The sequence below is a fragment of the Herbaspirillum sp. NPDC101397 genome (genome assembly GCF_044767325.1).
GTDB lineage: Bacteria > Pseudomonadota > Gammaproteobacteria > Burkholderiales > Burkholderiaceae_D > Herbaspirillum.
Map to the genome: position 1 here is coordinate 292,990 of NZ_JBIWNS010000006.1, position 19,137 is coordinate 312,126.

Annotated in this window: 16 protein-coding genes; 10 read left to right on the plus strand and 6 right to left on the minus strand. The window is 61.9% G+C overall.

The annotated features are described in order from the left end of the window. Positions 1-119: 119 nt before the first annotated feature. On the plus strand, positions 120-542 hold the full coding sequence (locus tag ACIROW_RS16500; RefSeq protein ID WP_402277699.1) for a VOC family protein: 423 nt from the start codon (positions 120-122) through the stop codon (positions 540-542). A 26-nt stretch (positions 543-568) separates the two neighbouring features. Next, complete coding sequence (locus ACIROW_RS16505; RefSeq protein ID WP_402277446.1) at positions 569-1,522, plus strand: amino acid ABC transporter substrate-binding protein; 954 nt, start codon at positions 569-571, stop codon at positions 1,520-1,522. A 280-nt stretch (positions 1,523-1,802) separates the two neighbouring features. On the opposite strand, the gene ACIROW_RS16510 is transcribed toward ACIROW_RS16505, so the two are convergent. Continuing rightward, positions 1,803-2,924, minus strand: coding sequence for an asparaginase (locus ACIROW_RS16510; RefSeq protein WP_402277447.1), 1,122 nt, complete (start codon positions 2,922-2,924; stop codon positions 1,803-1,805). Positions 2,925-3,215: 291 nt separating this feature from the next. On the opposite strand from ACIROW_RS16510, the gene ACIROW_RS16515 reads away from it, so the two are divergent. The 4 genes from ACIROW_RS16515 (at position 3,216) to ACIROW_RS16530 (ending at position 6,859) form a co-directional block, all read left to right on the plus strand. After that, positions 3,216-4,094 carry a LysR family transcriptional regulator gene (locus tag ACIROW_RS16515; protein ID WP_402277449.1) on the plus strand — a complete coding sequence of 293 codons (879 nt, stop codon included), beginning with the start codon at positions 3,216-3,218 and terminating at the stop codon, positions 4,092-4,094. Positions 4,095-4,189: 95 nt separating this feature from the next. After that, positions 4,190-4,948, plus strand: coding sequence for an aldolase (locus ACIROW_RS16520; protein WP_402277451.1), 759 nt, complete (start codon positions 4,190-4,192; stop codon positions 4,946-4,948). 69 nt (positions 4,949-5,017) lie between these two features. Then, a complete protein-coding gene (locus ACIROW_RS16525; RefSeq protein ID WP_402277453.1) occupies positions 5,018-6,334 on the plus strand; it encodes an MFS transporter in 1,317 nt (438 codons plus the stop codon). 63 nt (positions 6,335-6,397) lie between these two features. Beyond that, positions 6,398-6,859, plus strand: coding sequence for a cupin domain-containing protein (locus ACIROW_RS16530; RefSeq protein ID WP_402277454.1), 462 nt, complete (start codon positions 6,398-6,400; stop codon positions 6,857-6,859). Here the strand turns inward: ACIROW_RS16530 and uvrA are convergent. Beyond that, positions 6,840-9,419: an excinuclease ABC subunit UvrA gene (gene uvrA / locus ACIROW_RS16535; RefSeq protein WP_402277456.1), complete on the minus strand. Its 2,580-nt coding sequence runs from the start codon at positions 9,417-9,419 to the stop codon at positions 6,840-6,842. The genes ACIROW_RS16530 and uvrA overlap by 20 nt on opposite strands. A 366-nt stretch (positions 9,420-9,785) precedes the next feature. On the opposite strand from uvrA, the gene ACIROW_RS16540 reads away from it, so the two are divergent. The 3 genes from ACIROW_RS16540 to ACIROW_RS16550 all read left to right on the plus strand — a co-directional run bounded on the left by ACIROW_RS16540 (position 9,786) and on the right by ACIROW_RS16550 (position 12,281). Continuing rightward, positions 9,786-10,199, plus strand: coding sequence for a CopG family transcriptional regulator (locus ACIROW_RS16540; protein WP_402277458.1), 414 nt, complete (start codon positions 9,786-9,788; stop codon positions 10,197-10,199). 22 nt (positions 10,200-10,221) lie between these two features. Next, positions 10,222-11,382: an alpha/beta hydrolase family esterase gene (locus ACIROW_RS16545; protein WP_402277459.1), complete on the plus strand. Its 1,161-nt coding sequence runs from the start codon at positions 10,222-10,224 to the stop codon at positions 11,380-11,382. A 233-nt stretch (positions 11,383-11,615) separates the two neighbouring features. Then, entirely contained in the window at positions 11,616-12,281 is a 666-nt protein-coding gene (locus ACIROW_RS16550) for a response regulator transcription factor (RefSeq protein WP_402277461.1), read from the plus strand. Positions 12,282-12,290: 9 nt separating this feature from the next. On the opposite strand, the gene ACIROW_RS16555 is transcribed toward ACIROW_RS16550, so the two are convergent. Further along, on the minus strand, positions 12,291-13,823 hold the full coding sequence (locus ACIROW_RS16555) for an MFS transporter (protein WP_402277463.1): 1,533 nt from the start codon (positions 13,821-13,823) through the stop codon (positions 12,291-12,293). 162 nt (positions 13,824-13,985) lie between these two features. On the opposite strand from ACIROW_RS16555, the gene ACIROW_RS16560 reads away from it, so the two are divergent. Next, positions 13,986-14,873 (plus strand): LysR family transcriptional regulator, encoded by an 888-nt coding sequence (locus ACIROW_RS16560; RefSeq protein WP_402277465.1) that lies wholly within the window; start codon positions 13,986-13,988, stop codon positions 14,871-14,873. A gap of 46 nt (positions 14,874-14,919) precedes the next feature. On the opposite strand, the gene ACIROW_RS16565 is transcribed toward ACIROW_RS16560, so the two are convergent. The 3 genes from ACIROW_RS16565 to ACIROW_RS16575 all read right to left on the minus strand — a co-directional run bounded on the left by ACIROW_RS16565 (position 14,920) and on the right by ACIROW_RS16575 (position 19,055). Then, positions 14,920-16,242, minus strand: a complete 1,323-nt coding sequence (locus ACIROW_RS16565) for a gallate dioxygenase (protein ID WP_402277466.1) — start codon at positions 16,240-16,242, stop codon at positions 14,920-14,922. 10 nt (positions 16,243-16,252) lie between these two features. Then, the gene (locus ACIROW_RS16570) at positions 16,253-17,581 is read right to left on the minus strand and encodes an MFS transporter (protein ID WP_402277467.1); all 1,329 of its coding nucleotides are present in this window, start codon (positions 17,579-17,581) and stop codon (positions 16,253-16,255) included. 268 nt (positions 17,582-17,849) lie between these two features. After that, positions 17,850-19,055, minus strand: a complete 1,206-nt coding sequence (locus ACIROW_RS16575; RefSeq protein WP_402277469.1) for a LysR family transcriptional regulator — start codon at positions 19,053-19,055, stop codon at positions 17,850-17,852. Between the last annotated feature and the right edge of the window lie 82 nt (positions 19,056-19,137).

Below are 19,137 nucleotides of genomic sequence, written 5' to 3' on the forward strand. Positions count from 1 at the left end.
AAATTTATGTATTTAGACTGCTTCAATCCCTTGCCATTCACAGGGCCATGTGCTTCGTCCGCATGCGTTCCGCGCGCATTGCCGGGCAGTATTTACCGACATCAACAGAAGGATTGAAAATGACATCGACATCGTTGTTCCATTTGGCGTTTCCCGTGAAAGACATTGCCGAAGCACGCGCTTTCTACGGCGATTTACTGGGCTGCCCGGAAGGTCGCAGTTCGGACAAATGGGTGGATTTCAATTTTTACGGCCACCAGCTGGTGGCGCATCTGGCGCCGGAAGAGACTGGTTTCAGCGTGAGCAATTCGGTAGACGACCACGACGTGCCATCGCGTCATTTCGGCGCGATCCTGGAACTGTCTGAATGGGAAGCCCTGGCGGAAAAGTTGAAGGCTGCGAATATCAAATTCATCATCGAACCGTACATCCGCTTCAAAGGCGAAGTGGGCGAGCAAGCCACGATGTTTTTCCTGGATCCGTCCGGCAATGCACTTGAGTTCAAGTCATTCGCCAATATGGACTACATCTTTGCCAAGTAGCCGCTGAAATCTCAAGGGAAAAGAAAATGAAGAAAATCATCATGACGCTCTGCCTCGTGAGCACCCAGGCAGTACACCTTGCCAACGCCGCTCAAGATGAAGAATTGACCGGAACATTGAAGAAGATCAAGGAAAAAGGCGTGCTGGTGCTTGGCGTCCGCGATTCGACCAAACCATTTTCTTACCTGAACGACAAGCAGAGTTATGAAGGCTATGCAGTGGACCTGTGCCTGGCCATTGCCAAGAATATTCAACGCAAGCTGGGCATGTCGCAGTTGAATATTTCCATGTTGCCGGTGACCTCCTCCAGCCGCATTCCCCTGATCCAGAACGGCACCGTTGATATCGAATGCGGCAACACCACCAATACTGCAGAACGTCAGAACATCGTGGAGTTTTCGCCGACCTACTATGTGAGCGGCTCCCGCATCCTGAGCAAACGCAGCAGCAATATCACGACCCTGGCAGATCTACGTGGAAAGAAGCTGGCCATCAATAGCGGAACCACCCACATCAAGATGGTCAGCACGCTCAATGACGAGCAGAAGCTGGGTATCGACATCATTGCCTCACGTGATACGGCGGAAGGAATGTTGCTGGTGGAAACCGGCCGGGCCGCCGCATTCATCAATGACGATATCGTACTGGCGTCCTTGGCAGGCGGGAGCAAGATCAGCAACGAACTGGTGGTCGGAAAAGAAGCGCTGTCGGTCGAACCGTTCGGCTTGATTTATCGCAAGAACGATCCTGCATTCAAACAGATCGTCGACACGAGCATCAGCACTATCTTCAAGTCCGGCGACATCAACAAGATCTACGCGAAGTGGTTCCAGTCGCCGGCGCTGCCCCATGGGCAAAACCTGAACTGGCCGATGAGTCCCGAAACACAGGCGGCCATCGCCAAGATCAGCAACTCACCGAATCCGGCCGACTACGCTCCGATACCAAAAGAGCAGTTGTCGACGATCAGGAAGAAATAGGCGAATCAAACCGATGACCTGCCCGTCGCAGATCAGTCCTCGTGGCTTCACGTACAGAAACTATTGAAGCACGTGCACTACGTCAGAGGCCGCTGACTGAACACCCCCGGCCGCATCAGCAACCGGGGGAACACGACAATGCCGTGCAAGTGCAAGACGTGATGGGCCTGGTGCCTCGTGACGTGGAAAAAGGGACAGGCCAAAGCGCGAGCCGGAAACCGTTTATTTCGACGCCGGCGGCGCCCCTGCCGGCGGCAGACTCAACCAAGCCCGGCCGGCTTCAATTCTCAAACGCCGCCTGCAAGTCCTTCTTGCTGGTCTTGCCCTGATGCATCAACAGCATCAGCAGCAGGCGCGCCTTTTGCGGACTCAGGTCGCCCGCCATGACGGCGCCGGCATCGAAGGTGGTCTTGCCACCGCCGGGGAAGCCGTACACTGGCATGGTCCGGCCGTTATAGACGCGGGTCGAGATCACCACCGGGACGTTCTTGGACAGCGCATATTTCACCGCCTCGAACATCGAGACGTTCATGTTCCCCATCCCCACCGCCTGCACCACGATGCCCTTGGCGCCCTGGTCGACTGCATAGCGCAGCAGCGAGCCGTCGGCGCCGCCGAACATCGACAGGATTTCCACGCGCGGCATCTCGCCGGGGCCGATATCGATGTGCTGGCGACGCAATGCCGTGCGTGAAAACACCACCTTGTCATCCCACACTTCGCCGAGGAAACCGAAGTCGCCCGACTTGAAGGTTTCCACTGCGCCGGTGTGCGTCTTGGTCACGCTGCGGGCGGCATTGATCTGGTTGTTCATCGCCACCATCACGCCCTTGCCCTTGGCCTCTGCCGTGGTGGCGATGCGGATGGCGTTGAGCAGATTGCGCGGGCCGTCGAAGTCGGATTCGGACGCGTTACGTTGCGCGCCGATCAGTACCACGGGCTTGTCGGACTTCACGGTCAGGTCAAGCCAGTAGGCCGTCTCTTCCATCGTGTCGGTGCCTTGCGAGACGACCACGCCGGCGACTTCCGGCCGGGCCAGCGCATCGTCGACCGCCTTGGTCAGGCGCGACCACCATTTCGGCTCGACATAGTTGGCCGACATGTTGGAGAAATTATTCACCTCGATCGTGGCGAATTTGCCGGCGTCCGGCACGGTCTTCATCAAATCGTCGCCGGAAATGGCCGGCACCACGCCCTTGGTCACGGGATCGATTTTCATGGCGATGGTGCCGCCGGTGGCGATGAACTGCACCACGGGCTTCCCCTGCGCCAGCGTGGCGCCGGATACCAGGCAGCAAGCGGCGAAGGTGACAAGGGAGCGTTTCGGTTTGAGGAAGCGGAAGAATGTTGCGGCAAGATTTTCCGGCTGGCGGGGTGTGGACGAACGTGCAGATTGATTCATGCTGTCTCCTGATGTTGTATTTATAGAAATGGCGTCGGTACGGAGAGTCAGTTAAAAAACGACAATCCAGACCTGGCCTGCGAAACATGTGCAAGTATCAGGCCAATCCGGAAAACGCACCTCCCACGCTGCAAGCTGTTGATTTCACTACCTGTTTCTCATGGTCATCATCCGCCTATGGCGGAATTCCAGAATTTGGTATCGGAGACGTCCGACTTATCGCAAAATCGCAGCTTCATCAGCGTCGTCAATCTCAGCCACTTCAGCCATCTCCGCCATCACAGCCAAGCCATGAAACACGCCGACCACCAAGTCCGCCTCTTCCTCGAAATCTGCCGCTGCCCGACGCTCTCGGAAGCCGCCAATCTGCTCGGCATGAGCCAGTCCAGCCTGAGCCGCACCCTGGCCGGACTGGAGGTCGAAGTCGGCAACCAGCTGTTCGACCGCAACGGCCGCGGCATCAAGCTGACCGAAGCGGGCGTGCGTTTGCGCGATGCCGCGCGTCCCGCCTACGACGCCATCGACGACGTCGTCAAGCAGCTGCGCAACGAGCAAGGCCGGACCACCGGCAGCATCAAGGTCGCCACCATCCACACGCTGAGCTATTACTTCATGGGCAATGTGGTGGCCAGTTTCATGAGCCAGCGCCCGGCGGTGAATATTTCCGTGGTCGGCCGGAGTTCGCCGGAGGTGGTCGACCTGGTCGAGGCGGGCCAGGCCGAGATCGGCTTTGTCTACGACACGGCAGTCGCCACCGATGCGGTGGAGATCACGCCGTTGTTCGAAGAGACCATGGTGCTGGTGGTGCAGGCCGGCTCGCCGCTGGCGAACAAGCCGTCGGTTGACCTGGCGGCGCAGGAGATTCCCCTGGTGGCCTTTCCGCCGCATTACGCGTTGCGGCGCATGCTCGACCGCCATGGTTTCACGCCGAAGATTTCGGCCGAAGTCGAGACCGTCGACGCCATGCTCAAGCTGGTGTCGCTGACCTCGGCATGCTGCGTGCTGCCCGACCGCATCTCCGCCGAACTGCTGCACGACTACGGCCTGGTGCGCGTGCCGCTGGCCGGTCCTGCCCTGAAGCGGCGCATCGTCGCCATCACCAAAAAGGGGCGTGCAAAGACGGCGCTGGTCGATTTCATTCTTGAGATCGCACTGCAAAACAGCAAGTAAAAAAACGCATAGCAGCTATGCATCCGGCGTCATGGATTAAATAAAGTCCGTCACCAATACTTCCTCCCATTCCAAATCAGATGAGGAGAGTAGTGATGGAACTGCGAAGCAAGGAATATTTCGACCAGCGCGCCACGCAGGAAATGCAGCAGCACCTCGGCAAAAGCAATCGCTCCCTGCGCGAGACACTGGCCTATGCCGCCCGCATCCTGGCGATGACCGGCCAGGAAGCCGGCCTGGCGGGCCAGATCAGCGCCCGCTCCGAACGCGCCGGCGCCTACTGGACCTTGCGCTTCGGCCTCGGTTTCGACGAAGCCACGGCGGATGATTTCATCGAGGTCGACGGCGACCTCAACACCCTGTCCGGCGAGGGCATGGCCAATCCCGCGACGCGCTTCCACCTCTGGGTGTACAAGGAGCGGCCGCATTGCAACAGCATCGTTCACACCCACTCTCCCTACGTCTCGGCGCTGGCGGCCGCCAGGCAGCCGCTGGTGGTGTCGCAGATGGACATGACGCCGTTCCACAACGACTGCGCGTTCCTGGCGGAGTGGCCGGGCGTGCCGATCGCCGACCAGGAGGGCGTGATCATCTCGGAGGCAATGGGTCCCAACCGCTCGATCATCCTGGCCAGCCACGGCCAGCTGACCACCGGCAACTGCGTGGAGGAAGCCACCTATCTGGCGGTCTATCTGGAACGCGCGGCACGCATGCAGATCCGCGCGCGCGTGTTCGGCCCGACCACGCCGCTGCCCGACCATCTCGCCGCCGAGGCGCACGACTACCTGCTGAAGCCGGCCATCGTCAAAGGCACCTTCGACTACTGGTGCCGCCAGGACGACGCTTCCCGCTGACACGGATTCAATCCGGCCCGCAGCTTGCATACCTGGGGCCCGTGCCGGGACAAAAAGAGGAGAGACAACATGCAAGGAAACGCAAGAAACGTTGAGTTGGACGCGCGCGCCGTCCCGCACGAGAAGAAGGAAGGCCGCCAGCACGTGGTGGCCGGCATCGCCAGCATGCTGGGCACCACCATCGAATGGTATGACTTCTTCATCTACGGCACCGCCGCCGCATTGATCTTCAACAAGCTGTTCTTCCCGGCCTTCGATCCGCTGACGGGCACGTTGGCGTCGTTCGCGACGTACACCGTCGGCTTCCTGGCGCGGCCGCTGGGCGGCATCGTGTTCGGCCACTTCGGCGACAAGATCGGACGCAAATCAATGCTGCTGATCACGCTGCTGATGATGGGGATACCGACCATCATCATCGGCCTGATTCCGACCTATGAACAAATCGGCTACTGGGGCGCGGTGATCCTGGTGATCATGCGCATCATCCAGGGCCTGGCGGTCGGCGGCGAATGGGGCGGCGCAGTGCTGATGGCGGTGGAGCATGCGCCGAAAGGCAAGAAGGGATTCTTCGGCAGCCTGCCGCAGACCGGCGTGGCCCCGGGGCTGATCCTGTCGTCGCTGGCGATGGCTGCAGTGGCGCGCCTGCCCGAGGCGGACATGCTGGGCTGGGCGTGGCGCATTCCCTTCGTGGCCAGCGTGGCCCTGCTGATCGTCGGCTGGTTCATCCGCATCAAGGTGGCCGAGTCACCCGACTTCGAGAACATGAAGAAGCGCGGCCAGGAAGTGAAGCTGCCGGTCGTGTACGTCATCCGGCATCACTGGAAAAGCCTGCTCAAGGTCTGCGGCGCACGGCTGGCCGAAGTCACCTGGTTCTACACCGTCGCCACCTTTGCCCTGTCCTACGGCACCCTGCAGCTGGGCCTGACCAAGAGCCTGATGCTCAACGCCATCATCGTCGGCGCGCTGGTGGCACTGTTCTTCATGCCAATGACCGGGATACTTGGCGACAAGTTCGGCCATCGCAGGATCTTTGCGCTCGGCGCTGTCGGCATCTGCCTGTTCGGCTTCGTGTTCTTCAAGCTGCTGGCGTCCGGCACCGAGGCCTATATCTACCTGGCGATGGTGATTGCGATCGGCGTGATCTATTCACTGCTGTACGGCCCGGAAGGCAATCTGTTTTCGGTACAGTTTCCACCGCATGTGCGCTACAGCGGCATCTCGCTGGCGGTGCAGGTGTCCGGCGCCATCGGCGGTGGGCTGGCACCGCTGGTGGCGACCTGGCTGCTCAAGGCCAATCACGGTAATCCGCTGATGCTGGCGACTTACCTGACCTGCCTCGGCCTCATCGCCGTGGTCAGCGTGTCGCTGATGAAACCGAACGAATAGCCATCTGAATCTTGCGTCTCCTGTCTGCAAAGGCGGAGACGCAATCCACGGAGGAAATCAAGCATGAGCGAGCAACACGACAAGTCCTATGAAGAACGGCTGAGCGGCCAGCCATTGCCGACACCGGGCGGCTCGATTTACGTCTGCCCGCAGGAAATGGACTGGAAGCCATCCCAGTTCGAAGGCGTGGAAATCAAGGTGCTGTACGAAAACAAGGAAGCCGGAGAAATGACTTGCCTGCTGCGCTGGCAACCTGGCACCACGCTGCCGATGCACCGGCATGCAGACCTGGAGCAAAGCTACGTGCTGGAGGGATCTTTTTCAGACCATGACGGCATGGCCCGTGCCGGCGACTACGTCTGGCGCAAGAAGGATTCGCTGCACGAAACGCACAGCGCCGAGGGCTGCGTCATCCTGGCGATCTATCGCAAACCCAACATCTTCAAGAATAGCGCCGGCTTCGATCCGGGCGCACGCAAGCAAATAAAGACGCAGCGTGCGCCGGTCACTCCCCAGGCGAAATGAACTCTCCGGTCTGGTCCCGATGCTCCTCCAGGAAGCGGCGCAGATACGGCGCCGTCCTGCTGCTCCGGGATAGCGCAAGTTCGGCGGGCGTGCCGCTTGCGACCACCTTGCCGCCCTCTTCTCCGGCGCCCGGTCCGATGTCGATCACCCAATCGCTGGCGGCGACGACGCGCATGTTGTGTTCCACCACGATGACGGTGTTGCCGGCATCGGCCAGCGTATGCAGTTGCTTGATCAGCCGGTCGACGTCGGCCGGATGCAGGCCGGTGGTCGGTTCGTCCAGAACGTACAGCAGGTCGCCGCGCCGGGCGCGTTGCAATTCCGTGGCGAGCTTGATGCGCTGCGCTTCCCCGCCGGACAGTTCGGTCGCGGGCTGCCCCAGCCGCAGGTAGCCCAGCCCGACATCCTGCAGCATGCCCAGCGAACGCAGCACCTGCTCCTCGTCGGCAAAGAACGCCGCCGCAGCATCCACCGTCATGGCCAGCACGTCGGCGATATTGCGATCGCGGTAGCGTATGCCCAGGGTCTTCTCGTTGTAGCGCGCGCCATGGCAATCCGGACAGGGTGCGTAGACGCTCGGCAGGAACAGCAGCTCGACCATCACGGCGCCTTCTCCTTCACAGGTCGGGCAACGTCCCTTGACCACGTTGAAGGAAAAATGTCCGGCATCGTAGCCGCGCGACCGCGCCGTCTTGGTCGCCGCGAACAAACGGCGCACGTGGTCGAACAAGCCGGTGTAAGTCGCCAGGTTGGAGCGCGGCGTCCTGCCGATCGGCTTCTGGTCGACGCGGATGAGTCGCCGGATGCGCTCCAGTCCGGCGGCGATGCGACCGTGCGAGATGCCCTCTTCAAGATAGTCGTCTCCATCTTCTTCCGGCTCTTTTTCCAGCGTCTGGCCGAGCGCCGCGGTCACCAGGTCGACCAGCACCTGGCTGACCAGACTGGATTTTCCAGAACCGGATACGCCGGTCACGCTCGTCAACACGCCGAGCGGAAAATCGACATCCAGCCGGTCGAGGTTGTTGCGCGTCACCTGACGCAGTTTCAGGAAGCCGTCCAGGGTATCCGGAATGCGCAGCCGGCGCGCAGGCATGCGATCGCGCGCAAACAGGTAGCGCGCGGTTGCCGACGCCGTCACCGCTTCCAGTCCCGCCGCCGGGCCGCTATAGAGGATATGCCCGCCCTTTTCGCCGGCCGCGGGTCCGACGTCGACGATCCAGTCGGCATGGCGAATCACGTCCAGCGCATGCTCGACCACGAACAGCGAATTGCCGGAAGCCTTCAGGCGATCCAGCGCACGCAACAAGGGCTCAGTATCGGCCGGATGCAAACCCGCCGAAGGCTCGTCGAGCACATACACGACGCCGAACAGGTTGGAACGCACTTGCGTGCCCAGCCGCAGCCGCTGCAACTCGCCCGGCGACAATGTCGGCGTGCTGCGCTCCAGCGTCAGGTAACCCAGTCCCAGTTCGAGCAGGACGTCCAGACGCGCGACCAGATCGGCGGCGATGCGCTGCCTGACGATCTGCTTTTCCGGATGCGCCCTGGCGGCGGCGGTTTGCCGGCCTGATTGCCCGGCAATCATTGGCCGGAAAATCTCCGCCAGCTGCCGTAGCGACAACCGCGAGATATCGGCGATATCGTGGCCGGCGAAGGTCACCGCCAAGGACTCCGGACGCAGCCGTTTCCCCTTGCACAAGGGACATTCGTTGCTGACCATGTACTGCGCCACGCGCTTCTTCATGGACGCACTCTCGGTGTTGGCGAAGGTCTGCATCACGTACTTCTGCGCGCTGGTAAAAGTGCCCTGATAGCTCGGGTCTTCCTTGCGTTTGAGCGCCTGGCGGACTTCAGCCGGCGTGAATCCGGCATACACCGGGACTACCGGCTGCTCATCGGTGAACAGGATCCAGCGCCGGTCTTTTTTAGACATCTCGCGCCATGGCGTATCGACGTCGTAGCCCAGCGTCACCAGGATGTCGCGCAGGTTCTGGCCGTGCCATGCGGTCGGCCACGCCGCAATGGCGCGCTCGCGGATGGTCAGCGTATCGTCCGGCACCATTGACTGTTCGGTGACTTCATACACCCGACCGAGACCATGGCAGCGCGGGCATGCGCCTTCGGGTGTATTCGGCGAAAACGATTCGGCGTACAGCAGCGGCTGGCGCGCCGGATAATCGCCGGCGCGCGAATACAGCATGCGCAGGGAGTTCGACAGCGTGGTGACGCTGCCGACCGACGACCGGGTGGTCGGCGAGCCGCGTTGCTGCTGCAAGGCCACTGCCGGCGGCAAGCCGGTGATCTCGGTCACTTCCGGCACCGGCATCTGATGGAACAGCCGCCGCGCATAGGGAGACACGGATTCCAGGTAACGGCGCTGCGCTTCGGCATACAAGGTGCCGAAGGCCAGCGACGACTTTCCCGAACCGGAGACGCCGGTGAATACCACCAAGGCGTCGCGCGGGATATCCAGGTCGACGTTTTTCAGATTGTGTTCGCGGGCGCCGCGTACTTGCACAAAGCCCGGTTGCTGCGGCAGAGAAGCGTTTTTTCCTGGCATGTCAACACTCGGTAAGTTGTTGTGATAGCGGCAAGGGTAGCGATGGTAGCGACGAAGGGGGCGTCAAGACGTCCAGCCCCCGCGCATGTGCGCCGTGAGCGCCGCGCAAGCCCGCCGGTGAAAAGGTATCCGCCCGAGTATCCGCCCGCGCCGGCGCGCTGCGTAGCGGCGTCTCGGCATAACGCGCGTAAGACTCCATCCTTGGGGCGCTTTGCACCACCTGCTGCGAACCAGGGCTTGCCATCATCGAAATTTAGCATATACTCCACTTACCATCCATATGGATTCCAAATGGATTCCACGCAGATCTCGGATAGCTATTTAATTGTATTTAATTGCTTTTTATCAATAAGAAGGAGAACAGCAATGTCGGTCACAGAACTTAAGCCACGCGTAGGAGACAGCGAAAAAGTCACGATCAATCTTGGCGTGGTCGATCTGGGCCAGATCGACCTGCTGGTGCAGGAAGGGTTTTACACCAATCGCACGGACCTGATCCGCACCGCCGTCCGCAACCAGCTTGCAGTCCACTCCGATGTCGTCAAACAAACCATCGTGCGCAAGAGCCTGGTGCTGGGCTTGCAGGCTTTTTCCCGCCAGCAGCTCGAAACCAGCCGGGCCAACGGAGAAAAACTGCAGGTCCAGGTGGTCGGACTGGCCAGCATCGCCGCCGACGTTCCCCCCGAACTGGCGGCAGCGGTCATCGACTCGGTGACCGTCCTCGGCGCCTTCCATGCCAGCGCCGCCGTCAAGGCGGCGTTGGCGGGACGAATCCATTAGCTTCATTTTTCAAAGGAAATCCATGTCTCAGCTCGGCGATTTACAAGCACGCATGGCGGAAATCACCCGTCGTCTCAACTCGGACGGCGCAGGCAAGACCACGCAAGTCATCCAGGACGCGCTGGCTGCGGCGGGTCTGACGCCGCCGTCCATGTCCGCGGGCACCAAACAGAAGCTGGCGCCGCAGAACTTCGTGAGCGACTTGCTGGGCAAGCTCGGCCTTGGCGGCGCCGCAACCACGCCGCAAGCCGACACGCAAGCTCCCGACCTGAACGGCGGCAAATTTGTCGCCGGCTCCTATGCCAACACGGCAGGCAGCCGCCGCTACAAGGTGTACGTCCCGTCCGGCTACGACGGCGAGGCAATGCCGCTGGTCGTCATGCTGCACGGCTGCACCCAAGACCCCGACGACTTCGCGCGCGGCACGCAAATGAACGCGCTGGCGGAAGAGCAAGGTTTCCTGGTTGTCTATCCTGCGCAGGAAGCCTCCGACAATTCGTCAAAATGCTGGAACTGGTTCAAGGCCATGGATCAACAACGCGACCAGGGCGAACCATCGCTCATCGCCGGCATCACCAATGAAGTGATCGATCAGTACGGTCTCGACCGCAAGCAGGTGTTCGTCGCCGGCCTGTCGGCCGGCGGCGCGATGGCCATCATCATGGGCTCGACCTATCCGGATCTCTACCAGGCCGTGGGCGTGCATTCAGGCTTGCCGTATGCGTCGGCCAGCGACCTGACGTCGGCATTGAGCGCGATGCGGGGCGCCTCTGGCACCTCCCTCTCGTCTTCACGCCGGGGCGGCGCTTCCGCCAAGCTGCAGGCGATTCCTGTCATCGTTTTCCATGGCGACCGCGATGCCACGGTCAGCCCGTCCAACGGCACCGGCCTGATCGATGACTTCGTCGCCAGGTTCGAGCAAACGGCGGCATCCGAAGAGAAGATCAGCACCGTCGTGGAAGAAGGAAAAACCGAAACCGGTCATCGCTACTCGCGCACCTCGCTGCACGTCGACGGCCGTCCGGTGCTGGCCGAGCACTGGCTGATCCACGGCGCCGGTCACGCCTGGGCCGGCGGCAGCGCGCGTGGTTCTTACACCGACGCCAACGGCCCGGATGCATCGCGTGAAATGCTGCGGTTTTTCAGTACGCAGAGAGCCGACAGCGAGAGCTTGCAGGACTGAATGCGGCGAGCGTAACGGCGCCGGCAGGTGGGCGTTGACGCCGTTGATGTTGACGGTCGCCATGCGTATGGGAATATGCTTTCCGAAAAGCTGCCGCAGCAATAGCGGAAATGGACCGCAAAGTCGGAAAGTCCGCCGGCAAGCTGAGATCCAGGACGATTTCAACCGCCTCAGGCAGCGCTAAAAGCATGGTGCTATACTCGCCCAGATTTTTCAAACAGGGAGGGCCGGTAATGGCTCGGGTGTTACTGCTGGAGGACGAAGCCGGCCTGCGCAACGAGGTCGCCGACTTTCTCCAACGCGAGGGTCATGGCGTATCGGAAACCGGCAGTCTTGCCGAATTCCTGCACCGGATTGACGACGCCGACATCGCCATCATGGACATCGGCGCACCTGACGGCAACGACTTCGCCGTCCTCGAACAACTGCATCGTACCCATCCGCATATCGGCACCATCATGCTGACCGCGCGCGGCAGCATCGACGACAAGATCGAAGGCCTCAAACGCGGCGCCGACCACTACCTCATCAAGCCGGTCCGGCTCGGAGAACTGTCGGCCTACGTGTCATCGGTCTCGCGCCGCCTCCGAAAAAGCAGTTGGCGCCTGCACCTGCTGGAGCGGCGGCTGTATGCGCCGGACGGGCGCTTCCACGACATCAACGCGATGGAAATCCTGCTGCTGCAACTGCTGGCGCGCAACATGGGCCAAGTGGTGCATCGCCAGCAGATCGCCAAGGCCTTCGGCGTCGAGTGGATCGACTACGACGAACGCCGCCTGGACCAGATCATCAGCCGCCTGCGCCGCCGCTGGCAAAACCTGAGCGGCGAAAAGCTGCCGCTGCGCACCGAGCATGGTCAGGGTTACAGTTTTTGCGAGAGCATCGACATCATCGGGTGAGCTTGGCCTTCATTCATAGGCCGGGATAGCCGCCACCTTCTTCCCACCGAAGATCGCCCGGCTCAGCGCCGCCAATATCCACACACCGAAACCGCCGTACAGCATGAGCACGCCGAAGCCATGCGCCAGCGCGGCTTGCACCAAGGCGCCGGCCGCCTCTGTCCCTTGCAACTGCTGCACGCCCTGCGCCAGGTTGCCTGCCGCAATGGAAGCCGCGGCCTGATGCAACTGCGCCGATGACAGTCCCGCCACGACGTGCTGCTGCACATAGGACTGCACGCTCTCCAGCAACAACAAACCCATCACCGCAATATTGATCGCCAGCGTGATCAGGCGCGCGCTCATGTCGATGCCCGATGCCATGCCGGCGCGATTGGGCGGTACCGAACCGGTCGTGGTATTGGTCACCGGCGTGTTGGTCAGGCCCAGTCCGATGCCGGCGACCAGGCAACCCGGCAGCATGGCAAGCCAGCCGGCCTGTATCGCATTGCTGCCGGCGCTGCCCCAGTACATCAGCAGGAAACCCAGCCCGAGCAGGAACAAGCCCGCAGGAATCACCGTGCCCGGCTGGAAGCGCAAGGACAAGCGTTCGGCGAACGGCGGCACGATCAGCGTCGGCAAGGTGTACGCCAGCAACGCCAGCCCGGCGTCGACGGTGTCATAGCCGAGCACCGCCTGGAAATACAGCGGCAGGTAAATCATCAGAGGCCAGAAGCTGAAGTTCATGCCGACCGAGCCCAGCAGCGCGCCGCAAAATGCGCGGATGCGGAATACCGAGAAATCGAACATCGGATGGGCGACGGTGGTTTCCACCCACAGGAACACGGCAAAGCTCACTGCCGTCGCGCCGATCAGCACCAATCCGGCGACGCTGCCGTAACCGAAATCGGCTCCCTGCGTGATGTAGAACGTCAGCCCGAACACCGCCAGCGACAGCGTGACGATGCCGGCAACGTCGAGCCGCCCCGCATGCGGATCGCGCGACTCCGTCACGCCGCGCAGCGCCAGCAACAATGTCAGCGCAGTCAGCGGGACATGCACCAGGAACACCCATTTCCAGTCCAGCAGGGCCACGATGCCACCGCCGATCACCGGACCGAAACCGAGGCCCGCACCGAACACGATGCCGAAGGCGCCGAAAGCGCGGCTGCGTTCATGGCCGCCGCGAAACTGATGCGACAGGATCGCCAGCAGGCAGATCACCATGGCGCCGCCGCTCATGCCTTGCAGGAAGCGGCTGACGATCAGCACCGACACGCTGGTCGCCAGGCCGCACAGCAGCGAGGTGACGCCGAAGCAGCACATGGTCGCGATGAACAGGCGCTTGCGGCCGTAGCGGTCGGCCAGCGTACCGGCCGCCATCAGCACGGTGGTGCAGGCGATGGTGTAGGCGTTCATGATCCATTGCAGGTCGGCGAGGTCGCCGTGCAGCAGGCGTTCCAACGTCGGCAGGATGACCGGCACGCTGGAGATTTCCAGGCCGAACATGAGTGCGGCCAGGCAGACCGAGGCCAGGGCCAGGGAGTTTTTCGAGAAGGACATTGCAGAGACCCGGTTAGCAGTAAGCGAATTCCGGTCGCCGATTGCAGACGGCCGGAAGCAGACCCCCGATTCTGGGCAAGGATGATTTGTGATACAAACGATTTAATTTCGCAGCACTTATTAATTTCCATCATCAATAGAGAATAGAGCGACCGTCCCTCCATGAACCTCGATCCCGCGCTGCTGCGCACCTTTGTCGCCGTACTCGATACCGGCAGCTTCACGCGCGCCGCCGAGCGCCTGCACCTGACGCAGTCGGCGGTGAGCCACCAGATCCGCCGGCTGGAGGAACAACTGGGACGGCCGCTGTTCCAGCGCACCACGCGCAGCCTGACGCCGACCGAGGACGGCGAGGACCTGCGGCGCTATGCGCGGCAAATCCTGGATGCGCTGGATGCCCTGGAGTGTCGGTTCCGGCCGTCACCGATTTCGGGCGAGGTGAGGTTCGGCGCGCCGGAGAATTTTGTCGGCGATCGCCTGCCGACGCTGCTGTGCCAGTTCGCGCGCTCATTCCCGTCAGTGCGCCTGGACGTACGCGTCAACATGCAGCTCGACCTGCGCTCACTGGTGCGCAACCGCGACCTGGATCTGGCCGTCGTCATGACGACGGAAGACAGCGACGAAGGCACGCGCATCCGCCAGACGCAACTGGTGTGGGTGGCGGCGGAGTCGTTCGACCTGGCGCCGGACCGTCTGCTGCCGTTCGCCTTCTTCCCGGCGCCGTGCATCAATCGCCACGTCGGCATCAGCGCGCTGGACGACACCGGTGTGAAATGGCATACCGTGTTCACCTCGCCCAGCCAGCAAGGCATCAGCGCGGCGATCCTGTCGGGCCTGGCGATTTCGGTATTGCCGCAGGAAGACGTCGAGCCGGGCATGCGCATCGTCGACGGCGCCTATGGCTTGCCGCCGCTGCCCAAGGCCAATTTCACCTTGATCTGCAGCGGCGAAGGAAAGACACCGGCGGTGCAGGCCTTCGGTCAGTTGATTCTGGATTTGTCGCAAGAGATTGCGACGAGGCGGAAGCCGACAAGAAAAAAGCAACGGTGACCCGTTGCTTTGCGCGAAATTTCGGCCGACGAAGCCGCCGGTTGCCTCAGCGTGAACCGTCTTTCGGCTGGTCCCATTCCTTAGCGTTGGCGGCGCCGCCGCCCGCCACCGAATACAGCGCGCCGGGGGCATTGCGGGTCTGTTGAAAATCGGCCAGCGACTGCCCGCGCATGGCGGCGTAGATATGCAGGTTGGAAACACCGACCACCGCACCCATTTTTTCCAGCAGGAAGAAAATCACACCGTAGCGAATCAGCGCCTGCCAGTCGCGACGATCAATCATGTCGCGCTCTTCCGGCGTCAGTCCGGCTTCGTCGTACGTTGCCGCAGCGTCGTTCCGGAAACGCTCGCGGAAAGCCGGCTGCGCCAGCTGATGCAGGTAACGGTTGATACGGTAATTGCGCACGCTGGTCTGGAGGGTGAACGGATAGGTGCCGGGCAGCGTTTCGATGCCTTGCAACTGGCGCGCCATGTGCGCGCGATGTTCCGCCGCACGGCGCTCCAGCAAGGCGGCGTCGGCCGTTCCAGCCGCAGCGGCGCCTTCATACACGGCGACGGCGATGCCGGTCATCGACGGCAGGTAGTACTCGCGATGCAGGCATTGCAATGACGCCGGCATGGCGCCGCGCATCACCAGCCACATGATGACTTCGGCGCTTTCCATGCCGCCCAGCCGCGCAAAATCGGCGTGGGTCATGTCGAGCAGCACTTCCGGATCTTTTTCAAACAGGTCGAGGAACTGGTGGTCCCATGACGTGTTGTTGAAACCGGCGCGCTCGCCGTGGACCTGGTGCGACAGGCCGCCGGTGGCGACCAGCACCACGTTCAGGTCTTCCGGATAACTTTCGATGGCGCGGCGCAGGCCCTGGCCCAGCTTGAAGCAACGACGCGCCGAAGGAATCGGAAACTGCAGCACGCCGACTTGCAGCGGGATGATCTTGCCGGGCCAGCCGTCGGCGTGCTCCCACAGGATCGACAGCGGCGAGAAGCAACCGTGATCGAGCGCCTTGCCCTGGAAGAACGACATGTCGAATTCATCGGCCATGAGCGAGCTGCCGATGTGTTGCGCCAGCGCTGCGTGGCCGCCGATGGCCGGCAGGTCGCGCGGGCCGCCGCCTTCATCGGCCACCTTGTACTCGTTGCCGACACCCAAGGTGAACGCCGAGTAGTGATCGAAGAAGAACGACGTCACGTGATCGTTGTAGACCATCAGCAGGACGTCCGGCTTCTTCTCGGCCAGCCACTTTCGCACCGGCTCGTAGGCCTTGAAGATCGGCGCCCAGACCGCATCCTGCTGCTTGCCGGCATCGAGTGCGAAGCCGATGGTGGGAGTGTGCGACGACGCGATCGCGCCTACGATATTTGCCATGACGATATTCCTATGCTGCTGCGGTACGCTGACCGAGTTGGATGAAAATGATGATGAGCGCCGCCAATGCCGCCGGTACGGCGAGGATCGCGATCACCGACGCAAAACCCCAACCCATCGACAGCAGCACGCCGCCGGCGAACGAACCGAGGATGCTGCCGAAACGTCCCACGCCCAGCATCCAGCTCACGCCAGTGGCGCGCACCACGGTCGGATAGCAGGATGGAGCGAAGGCGTTCATGCCGGTTTGTGCGCCGCTCATGCAAAAACCCGCCAGCAACACATACGCTGCAAACATGCCCGACTGCACGCTGCCCGAGGCCAGCAGCAGGATGAACACCGCGCCCGAAACATAGGCGACCGCTATCGCCTTGCTCGGTGCCCAGCGATCCATGAAATAGCCTACCACCAGTGCGCCGACGGTGCCGCCGAGCTGGAACAGCGCGGTGATGCTGGCTGCCTTTTCGATCGGCAGGCCGGCGTCCTTGATCAGCGTCGGCAACCAGCCGCTCAACAGATAAATCACCAGCAGGCCCATGAAATAAGTGCCCCAGAGCGACAGCGTGGTCTTGCGATAGGCCGCCGACAACAACACCTTGCCCGGCGTCGAACCGCTGACGGCAGGCTCGCTGACGGCGAAGGTCTGGCCCGGTGCAAAATCGCCGCCACAGACTTTGGCCAGCGTGCGGGCGATCCGGTCAGCAGGATAATTGCGCACGACCATGAAACGCGCCGATTCCGGCACCAGCCAGATATAGATCGGCAGGCACACCAGCGGGATGGCGCCGCCGGCCACCAATACCGCGCGCCAGCCGTATTCCGGCAACAGCGCTGCGGCAACGAAGCCGATCAATGCGGAACCGAGGTTAAAGCCGGTAAACATGATCGCCAGCAAGGTGCTGCGCGAACGCTCAGGCACATATTCCGACAGCAGCGTGGTGGCGTTGGGCATGGCTGCGCCAAGACCGAGGCCGGTCAGGAAGCGCAATGCTGACAGCGTGAACACATCGTGTGCGGCCGCCGAGAGCAGACTGAACACGCCGAACCAGCCAACCGCCAGCATCAGCAGTTTCTTGCGTCCGTAACGATCAGACAACGGTCCCACCAGCAGCGCGCCGATGGCAAGGCCGATCGGCGCTGCGCTCATCACCGCACCGAAGGCGGCGCGCGAGATGCCCCACTCCTTGGTGATGCCCGGCGCCAGGAAACCCATGATCGCCACGTCCATACCGTCGGTCGCCACGATCAGGAAACAGAGGATCAGTAAAAGCCATTGATAGCCGGACATCTTGCGCCCATTGATATGGGCGCGCACATCCAGCGATTGTGCTGTATTCATTAAGTCTCCAATATAGGTATTAGTTGGTATGGGCCGCCGCCGCTCCTCTGCGCGCTGGGAGAGCCGGCTTGCCGAAGTGCAAAGAAGCGGCCCCGACATGGCAAGCAGTGTACGTTTCCGCACGCCGTCGAGTATTGCTTTCGGCTACCTGAGCGTTCCAATTTTCTAATCACGGTGGATTCTTTGAAATCTGCGGCGGCGGTCCTGGCCGGCAAGTTCAGGCATTCTTTTCAGCGCCGGCCACTGCCGGCGGCGCTGCATGCCTGCTTCATTTCCAGTCCGGTGCAACCGCTTCGATTTCACGCGCCAGCGCCGCCGCACCCGGCGAAAGATGCGCACCCTTGCGTTGCGTGATGCCGATCTTGCGTTCCATGCCCACCATGGCGAACGGCAATTTGATCAGCTGGCCTGCGGCAATTTCGTGATGCAACTGGTAAGCGGAAATCACCGTCAGCATGTCACTCGATATCAACACGCCGCGCAGCAATGCGAGATCGCCGGTTTCCACGGCGGCACGCGGAATCGGCCGACCGTCGTCATGAAAGAACTGTTCTATCGATTCGCGCAGCGGCGTACCGGCGCGCGACAACACCCAGGGGTAACCCTCGAGATCGGCGTAGGAGATCTTTTTCTTGTTCGCCAGCGGATGGCCGCTACGTGCAATCAGCGCCGCGCTGTCCGCAAACAGCGGCCGTGAATCGAAGGTGTCGGTACTGAAGGCACGCATCGCGCCGACGATGAAGTCGATGCGGCCGCTCATCAATCCTGCCGCCAGTTCTTCATAGGGACTTTCGAGCGAGCGGATTTGCAGACGCGGATGTTTCTCGAGGACGCGCGCCACGGCGGCCGGCAGCAACAGCGAACGGGCCAGCGGCAATGCACCGACCGTGACAGTGCCCTGCACGATGCCGTCCAGCGCGGCGATGTCTGCAGGAATGTGGCGCAACTCGGCCAGCGCACGCTCGAATCGTTCGCTCCAGCGCCGGCCGGCATCGGTCGGCAGCATGCCGTGGGCGGTGCGGAAAAACAGCGACTGCCCGAGTATGCCTTCCAGCAAGGAAATGGACTGGCTGACTGCTGACGGCGATACGTTCATCAGGCGCGCCACGCTGGGCATGTGATGCGTATCGGCCAGCAGCACGGCGGCCTGCAGGCGCCTTTCGTTGAACAACGCATCCAGGCTGGCGACCTGGCTGCCGGTACGTTCACGCAGGCGCAGCGCATCGTCGCGCACTTCACGCAGTTCGCCTTCGATGCGATCGACCCGCAACCGGACCGCTTCGCCGGCGCCGGTCAGCAGCATGCCGCGCCCCTTGCGCTCGAACAGCTGCGTGTTCAGGGCCTGTTCCAGCGCGGCTACTGAGCGCGCCACCGCCGATGACGCGCGCAGCAGCGTGTCGGATGAACGACGCACGCCGCCGGTCGCGGCGACCACATTGAATACATGCAAGTGACGGAGATTGAGCAGGTCCATGGCGTTTCCGAAAAATTTAAAAACCACCTCGATAAGAAAATTAGAACAGAGGAAGGGTTACAACGCAACCATGCTCACGATA

Coding starts and splice junctions, on each gene's coding strand:
- ACIROW_RS16500 (WP_402277699.1), top strand. CDS start 120: ATGACATCGACATCGTTGTTCCATTTGGCGTTTCCCGTGAAAGACATT.
- ACIROW_RS16505 (WP_402277446.1), top strand. CDS start 569: ATGAAGAAAATCATCATGACGCTCTGCCTCGTGAGCACCCAGGCAGTA.
- ACIROW_RS16510 (WP_402277447.1), bottom strand. CDS start 2,924: ATGAATCAATCTGCACGTTCGTCCACACCCCGCCAGCCGGAAAATCTT.
- ACIROW_RS16515 (WP_402277449.1), top strand. CDS start 3,216: ATGAAACACGCCGACCACCAAGTCCGCCTCTTCCTCGAAATCTGCCGC.
- ACIROW_RS16520 (WP_402277451.1), top strand. CDS start 4,190: ATGGAACTGCGAAGCAAGGAATATTTCGACCAGCGCGCCACGCAGGAA.
- ACIROW_RS16525 (WP_402277453.1), top strand. CDS start 5,018: ATGCAAGGAAACGCAAGAAACGTTGAGTTGGACGCGCGCGCCGTCCCG.
- ACIROW_RS16530 (WP_402277454.1), top strand. CDS start 6,398: ATGAGCGAGCAACACGACAAGTCCTATGAAGAACGGCTGAGCGGCCAG.
- uvrA (WP_402277456.1), bottom strand. CDS start 9,419: ATGCCAGGAAAAAACGCTTCTCTGCCGCAGCAACCGGGCTTTGTGCAA.
- ACIROW_RS16540 (WP_402277458.1), top strand. CDS start 9,786: ATGTCGGTCACAGAACTTAAGCCACGCGTAGGAGACAGCGAAAAAGTC.
- ACIROW_RS16545 (WP_402277459.1), top strand. CDS start 10,222: ATGTCTCAGCTCGGCGATTTACAAGCACGCATGGCGGAAATCACCCGT.
- ACIROW_RS16550 (WP_402277461.1), top strand. CDS start 11,616: ATGGCTCGGGTGTTACTGCTGGAGGACGAAGCCGGCCTGCGCAACGAG.
- ACIROW_RS16555 (WP_402277463.1), bottom strand. CDS start 13,823: ATGTCCTTCTCGAAAAACTCCCTGGCCCTGGCCTCGGTCTGCCTGGCC.
- ACIROW_RS16560 (WP_402277465.1), top strand. CDS start 13,986: ATGAACCTCGATCCCGCGCTGCTGCGCACCTTTGTCGCCGTACTCGAT.
- ACIROW_RS16565 (WP_402277466.1), bottom strand. CDS start 16,242: ATGGCAAATATCGTAGGCGCGATCGCGTCGTCGCACACTCCCACCATC.
- ACIROW_RS16570 (WP_402277467.1), bottom strand. CDS start 17,581: ATGAATACAGCACAATCGCTGGATGTGCGCGCCCATATCAATGGGCGC.
- ACIROW_RS16575 (WP_402277469.1), bottom strand. CDS start 19,055: ATGGACCTGCTCAATCTCCGTCACTTGCATGTATTCAATGTGGTCGCC.